At 71.7% G+C, this 6,000-nt stretch carries 5 protein-coding genes and 1 rRNA gene; all 6 read left to right on the forward strand.

The genetic code is table 11. The features are described 5' to 3' along the window. Positions 1-97 precede the first annotated feature (97 nt). A complete protein-coding gene (gene rpsO / locus ACI789_RS05815) occupies positions 98-367 on the forward strand; it encodes a 30S ribosomal protein S15 (RefSeq protein ID WP_072920360.1) in 270 nt (89 codons plus the stop codon). A gap of 244 nt (positions 368-611) precedes the next feature. Then, complete coding sequence (locus ACI789_RS05820) at positions 612-2,891, forward strand: polyribonucleotide nucleotidyltransferase (protein WP_457007128.1); 2,280 nt, start codon at positions 612-614, stop codon at positions 2,889-2,891. Further along, on the forward strand, positions 2,888-4,267 hold the full coding sequence (locus ACI789_RS05825; protein WP_457007129.1) for a M16 family metallopeptidase: 1,380 nt from the start codon (positions 2,888-2,890) through the stop codon (positions 4,265-4,267). The genes ACI789_RS05820 and ACI789_RS05825 overlap by 4 nt, the downstream gene beginning before the upstream one ends. Continuing rightward, on the forward strand, positions 4,267-4,635 hold the full coding sequence (locus tag ACI789_RS05830; protein ID WP_457007130.1) for a VanZ family protein: 369 nt from the start codon (positions 4,267-4,269) through the stop codon (positions 4,633-4,635). Before ACI789_RS05825 ends, ACI789_RS05830 begins: the two co-directional genes overlap by 1 nt. Before the next feature lie 47 nt (positions 4,636-4,682). Then, positions 4,683-5,489: a 4-hydroxy-tetrahydrodipicolinate reductase gene (gene dapB, locus ACI789_RS05835; protein WP_457007131.1), complete on the forward strand. Its 807-nt coding sequence runs from the start codon at positions 4,683-4,685 to the stop codon at positions 5,487-5,489. Positions 5,490-5,934: 445 nt separating this feature from the next. Continuing rightward, positions 5,935-6,000 (forward strand): 16S ribosomal RNA (locus ACI789_RS05840); the annotation flags it as partial.

The following is a 6,000-nucleotide window of genomic DNA, read 5'->3' on the forward strand; positions in this document are numbered from 1 at the left end:
GGTAGCCTGGATCCGACGTCGGTAGCTCCGACGTGTGTGTTCGCTGCCCCCGTGACCCAGACCGGGGGCCACACGTGACCTGCCCAGGAGGCCGTCCATGGCGCTCGACAGCGCGACGAAGCAGCAGATCATGACCGAGTACGCGACGGTCGAGAAGGACACGGGCTCGCCCGAGGTGCAGGTCGCGATGCTGACCCGCCGGATCAGCGACCTGACCGAGCACCTCAAGCAGCACAAGCACGACCACCACAGCCGGCGGGGCCTGCTCCTGCTGGTCGGCCGTCGTCGCCGGCTGCTGAACTACCTGGCGAAGACCGACATCAACCGCTACCGCTCGCTCATCGAGCGCCTCGGTCTGCGCCGCTGACCCCAGAGGGGACCGTCCCACCGGGACGGTCCCCTCTCTCGTGGGGCATCCGCCCCTCGAGAACCCGGCCTCCTGCGCCGGCCACTGGCGATGGTCGGTCCTCGGTAGTGGCCCCCGGGCATGGCCCTCCTCCCGGAGGGGAACGTCTCCCGTGGGCTTCGATCGAAGACCGGTCACCCGGGCGCAGTTCGGCGCAGGACGCCACAAGAGGACGTCGCCGCATGCGACGTAGGAAGAGGACGCAGTGTCCGCACCCACCAACCAGAACAGCAGCACCGCTGCAGAGTTCGACCCCGAGGACGGGGTCACCACCGCCACCGCGGTCATCGACAACGGGACCTACGGCACCCGCAGCATCACCTTCGAGACCGGCCGGCTGGCCAAGCAGGCCGCCGGCTCGGTCGTCGTCAGCATGGGCGACACGATGCTGCTGTCGGCCACCACGGCCAGCCGCCAGCCCAAGGAGCACTTCGACTTCTTCCCGCTGACGGTCGACGTCGAGGAGCGCATGTACGCCGCCGGGCGCATCCCCGGCTCGTTCTTCCGCCGCGAGGGGCGTCCGTCCGAGGACGCCATCCTCACCTGCCGGCTGATCGACCGCCCGTTGCGCCCGACCTTCGCCAAGGGCCTGCGCAACGAGGTCCAGGTCGTCATCACGGTCCTGTCGCTGGACCCCGACCACCTCTACGACGTGCTGGCGATCAACGGCGCCTCGGCCTCGACCCAGCTGTCGGGCCTGCCGTTCTCCGGCCCGGTCGGCGGCACCCGCGTGGCCCTCATCAACGGCCAGTGGGTCGCCTTCCCGACCCACGCGCAGCTCGAGGACGCCGTCTTCGACATGGTCGTGGCCGGCCGGGTGCTCCCGGACGGCGACGTCGCGATCATGATGGTCGAGGCCGAGGCCACCGAGAAGACCATCCAGCTGGTCGCCGGCGGCGCCACGGCCCCGACCGAGGAGGTCGTCGCCCAGGGGCTCGAGGCGGCCAAGCCGTTCATCAAGGCGCTGTGCGAGGCGCAGAGCGCGCTGGCCGAGAAGGCCGCCAAGCCGGTCGCGGAGTTCCCGCGGTTCCTGGACTACCAGGACGACGTCTACGCCGCGGTGGAGTCCGCCGCGCTGAGCCGGCTCACCGAGGTCCAGGCGATCCCCGGCAAGACGGAGCGCAACGACGCCACCGACGCGCTCAAGGACGAGACGGTCACCTCGCTCGCCGGCCAGTTCGAGGGCCGCGAGAAGGAGATCTCCGCCGCCTTCCGCGCGGTGACCAAGAAGGTCGTCCGCCAGCGCATCCTGCGCGACAAGGTCCGCATCGACGGGCGCGGCGTCACCGACATCCGGCCGCTGTCGGCCGAGGTCGAGGTCGTCCCGCGCGTGCACGGCTCGGCGCTGTTCGAGCGCGGCGAGACCCAGATCCTGGGCATCACCACGCTGAACATGCTCCGCATGGAGCAGCAGCTGGACACGCTCTCGCCCGAGACGCGCAAGCGCTACATGCACAACTACAACTTCCCGCCGTACTCGACCGGTGAGACCGGTCGCGTGGGCTCGCCCAAGCGCCGGGAGATCGGCCACGGCGCGCTCGCCGAGCGGGCGCTCCTGCCCGTGCTGCCTGACCGCGAGGAGTTCCCCTACGCGATCCGGCAGGTGTCCGAGGCGCTGGGCTCCAACGGCTCGACGTCCATGGGCTCGGTCTGCGCGTCCACCCTGGCGCTGCTCAACGCCGGTGTGCCGCTGCGCGCCCCGGTCGCCGGCATCGCGATGGGCCTGGTCTCCGACGAGGTCGACGGCAAGACCGAGTACGTGGCCCTGACCGACATCCTCGGTGCCGAGGACGCCTTCGGTGACATGGACTTCAAGGTCGCCGGCACCCGGGACTTCGTCACCGCGCTGCAGCTGGACACCAAGCTCGACGGCATCCCGTCCGACGTGCTGGCCCAGGCCCTGACCCAGGCCCGCGCGGCCCGGCTGCACATCCTCGACGTGATGAACGAGGCCATCGACGGCCCCGACGAGATGAGCCCGTACGCCCCGCGCGTGACCACGGTGCGCATCCCGGTCGACAAGATCGGTGCGGTCATCGGCCCGAAGGGGCAGATGATCAACGCGATCCAGGACGAGACCGGCGCCGACATCACCATCGAGGACGACGGCACGATCTACGTCGGCGCCTCCGACGGCCCGTCCGCCCAGGCCGCGGTGGACCGCATCAACGCCATCGCCAACCCGCAGATGCCCAAGGTCGGCGAGCGCTTCCTCGGCACGGTCGTCAAGACCACGCCCTTCGGCGCCTTCGTCTCCCTGCTGCCGGGCAAGGACGGCCTGGTCCACATCAGCAAGCTCGGTGGCGGCAAGCGGATCGGCAAGGTCGAGGACGTCGTGAACGTCGGCGACAAGCTGCAGGTCGAGATCACCGACATCGACGCCCGCGGCAAGATCAGCCTGGTGCCGGTCGCCGCCGAGGGCGAGGGCTCCGGCGACACCGCGCCCGCGGACGTCGCCGAGGCCGTGACGCCCGCGGAGGCGTGACGACGAGCACCGAGCAGGCCGGGACCGGGGCCGGGACGGGCGCACAGACGCCCGTCCCGGCCCCGGCCGGTGCGGGGCAGACCGTCGTCCTCGACGTCGACGAGTTCGGCGGCCGGGTGGAGCGCACCGAGCTGCCGGGCGGCCTGCGGGTCCTCACCGAGGTGATGCCCGGGGTGCTGTCGGCCACGGTCGGCATCTGGGTGGGTGTCGGCTCGCGGGACGAGACCGACGACGTCGCCGGCGCCTCGCACTTCCTCGAGCACCTGCTCTTCAAGGGCACGGCCAGCCGCAGCGCGCTGGAGATCGCGACGGCGATGGACGCTGTCGGCGGTGAGATGAACGCGTTCACCGCCAAGGAGCACACCTGCTACTACGCGAACGTGCTCGCCAGCGACCTGCCGTTGGCGGTCACGCTGCTCGGCGACCTGGTGACCGACGCGCTCAACACGGCGGCAGACCTGGAGTCCGAGCGCACGGTGGTGCTCGAGGAGATCGCCATGCGCGACGACGAGCCCTCCGACGCGGTGCACGACCTGTTCGCCGAGACGCTGTTCGGGGCCACCGCCTTGGGCCGCTCGGTGCTGGGCACGGTCGAGTCGATCGAGGCCCTCACCCGGGACGACGTCGACGGGTGGTACCGGCGGCGCTACGCCGTCCCCTCGATCGTGGTCGCCGCCGCCGGCCGGGTCGACCACCAGCAGGTGCTGGACCTGGTGACCACCGCCTTCGGGTCCCGGCTCGCCGGGGCCGACCGGCCGGCCCCCCTGCGGCGCGGGGACGAGGGCGCCGGCACGCAGCCGGCGCGCCCGACCGGCCTGATCCGGCGGAAGACCGAGCAGACCCACCTGCTGCTGGGCTCGGTGGGCCTCGGCCGGCTCGACGAGCGGCGCTACGCGGCCGCGGTCATGGAGACCGCCGTCGGCGGCGGGATGAGCTCACGGCTGTTCCAGGAGATCCGCGAGAAGCGGGGGCTGGTCTACAGCGTCGGCTCGTCGCTGACGCACTACGCGGGGACGGGGTCGTTCTCGGTCTACGCCGGTTGCTCACCCAAGCGGGTGCCCGAGGTGCTGCGCCTGGTCCGCGAGGAGCTCGCCCGGGTCGCGGCGGAGGGGCTCACGGCCGAGGAGGTCGCCCGCGGCCGCGGACAGCTCAAGGGCGGGCTGGTCCTCGGTCTCGAGGACACCGGCTCCCGGATGAGCCGGCTCGGCAAGAGCGAGCTGTCCTACGGGGAGTACCTGCCGGTGCGGGAGGTGCTCGCCCGGCTGGACGCCGTCGACGAGGCCCAGGTGCGGGACGTGGCCGCGGAGCTGCTGTCCCGGGACACCTGCCTGGCGGTGGTCGGCCCGTACCGACCGGCAGACCTCGACCGGCTCTGATGCGTTCTCCGCACCCCGCGCTCGCCGTCCACGGCGCGCTGTCCCGTGGTGCCTTCGCGATCACCGTCCTGGTGTCGCTGGCCGTGCTCTTCGCCCCCGGGGACGACGTGCCGCTGGCGCCGCCGGGGGTCGACAAGCTGGTGCACCTGGTCCTGTTCGCCGTCCTCGCGCTGACCGGACGGTGGGCCGGCGTGCGGGCCGGCGCGCTCACGGCCCTGCTGCTGGTCTACGCGGCGGTCAGCGAGGTCGTCCAGGGCCTCACCCCGCTGGACCGGTCGGCGTCGGTCGCCGACTGGCTGGCCGACGCGGTCGGTGTGCTGGCCGGTGTGCTCCTCTGGGCGCGCGTGCAACGGCGCTCCGGCGCCTGACCCGGGGCTGCCTTGCGTCCGGGGACGGCGCCGGGAAACCTGACCCGGTGACCACGATCGACCCCGCCGCTGACCAGCAGATCTCGCCCGCTCCGGAGGGGGAGGCCCCACGCCTGGCCGTCGGCGTCCTGGGCGCCCGCGGCCGCATGGGCACCGAGGTGGTCAAGGCGGTCAACGCCGCCGAGGACCTCGAGCTGGTCGCCATGGTCGACTCCGGCGACTGGCTGTTCGACCTGGCCAACACCGGCGCCCAGGTCGCGGTCGACTTCACCCGCCCGGACGTCGTCATGGACAACATCCGGTTCTGCATCGACAACAACATCCACTGCGTCGTGGGCACGACCGGCTTCGACGAGGCCCGGCTGGCAACCGTCGCCGAGTGGCTGGAGCCCAAGCCCGGCCTCGGCGTGGTCATCGCACCGAACTTCGGCATCGGTGCCGTGCTGCTCATGCGCTTCGCTCAGGAGGCCGCGCGCTTCTTCCCGTCGGTGGAGGTCGTCGAGCTGCACCACCCGAACAAGGTCGACGCTCCCTCGGGCACCGCCGTCCGCACCGCGCGCCTGGTCGCCGCCGCCCGTCGCGCGGCGGGCCTGCCCCCGGCGCCGGACGCCACCACCGACTCCCTCCCCGGGGCCCGAGGCGCCGACGTCGAGGGCGTTCCCGTCCACGCCGTGCGCCTGACCGGTCTGGTCGCGCACCAGGAGGTGCTCATGGGCGCGGCGGGGGAGACCCTGACCCTGCGCCACGACTCCTACGACCGGGCCTCCTTCATGCCCGGGGTGCTCCTCGCCGTCCGGGAGGTCCGCCGGCGCCCCGGTCTCACCGTCGGGATCGAGGGCTTCCTGGGGCTCTGAGCGCCCCTCGGCGGGCGGTCGTGGGACTGATGTGGCGTCACGGAGAGTGACCTGCCTCGCAGTCCGCGACCGGGCCCGAGCCGCTGACCTGCACTTTTACCGTCGCCGGTGTCCTCCGGGGGACTCCACGGGCCTCCGGAGCGCCACCCCGGTTTGACGCGGCCCTCGGCGCCGCGTAACTTTCTTTCTGCGCCGAGCGAGACCGGGTCCGAGACCCGGGAGCCGCCGGTCAGACCCCCGGGTGTGACAGCGAGCCGTGCACGGCGTAACGTGGGACAAGCCGCCAGGGACGAAGCCCGGAAGGGTCGAGTCGCTGCGCGTCCGCTCCTTGAGAACTCAACAGCGTGCCGAAAGTCAGTGCCAAGTAACAACCCCTTTGTGGGTTTCTTTGGGTTGATGGATGTCGAGAGTGCCAACTCTTGGTTCTCGCCCGGATGCAAATTCATCTACGGAGAGTTTGATCCTGGCTCAGGACGAACGCTGGCGGCGTGCTTAACACATGCAAGTCGAA

The organism is Geodermatophilus sp. SYSU D00965 (assembly GCF_054050075.1).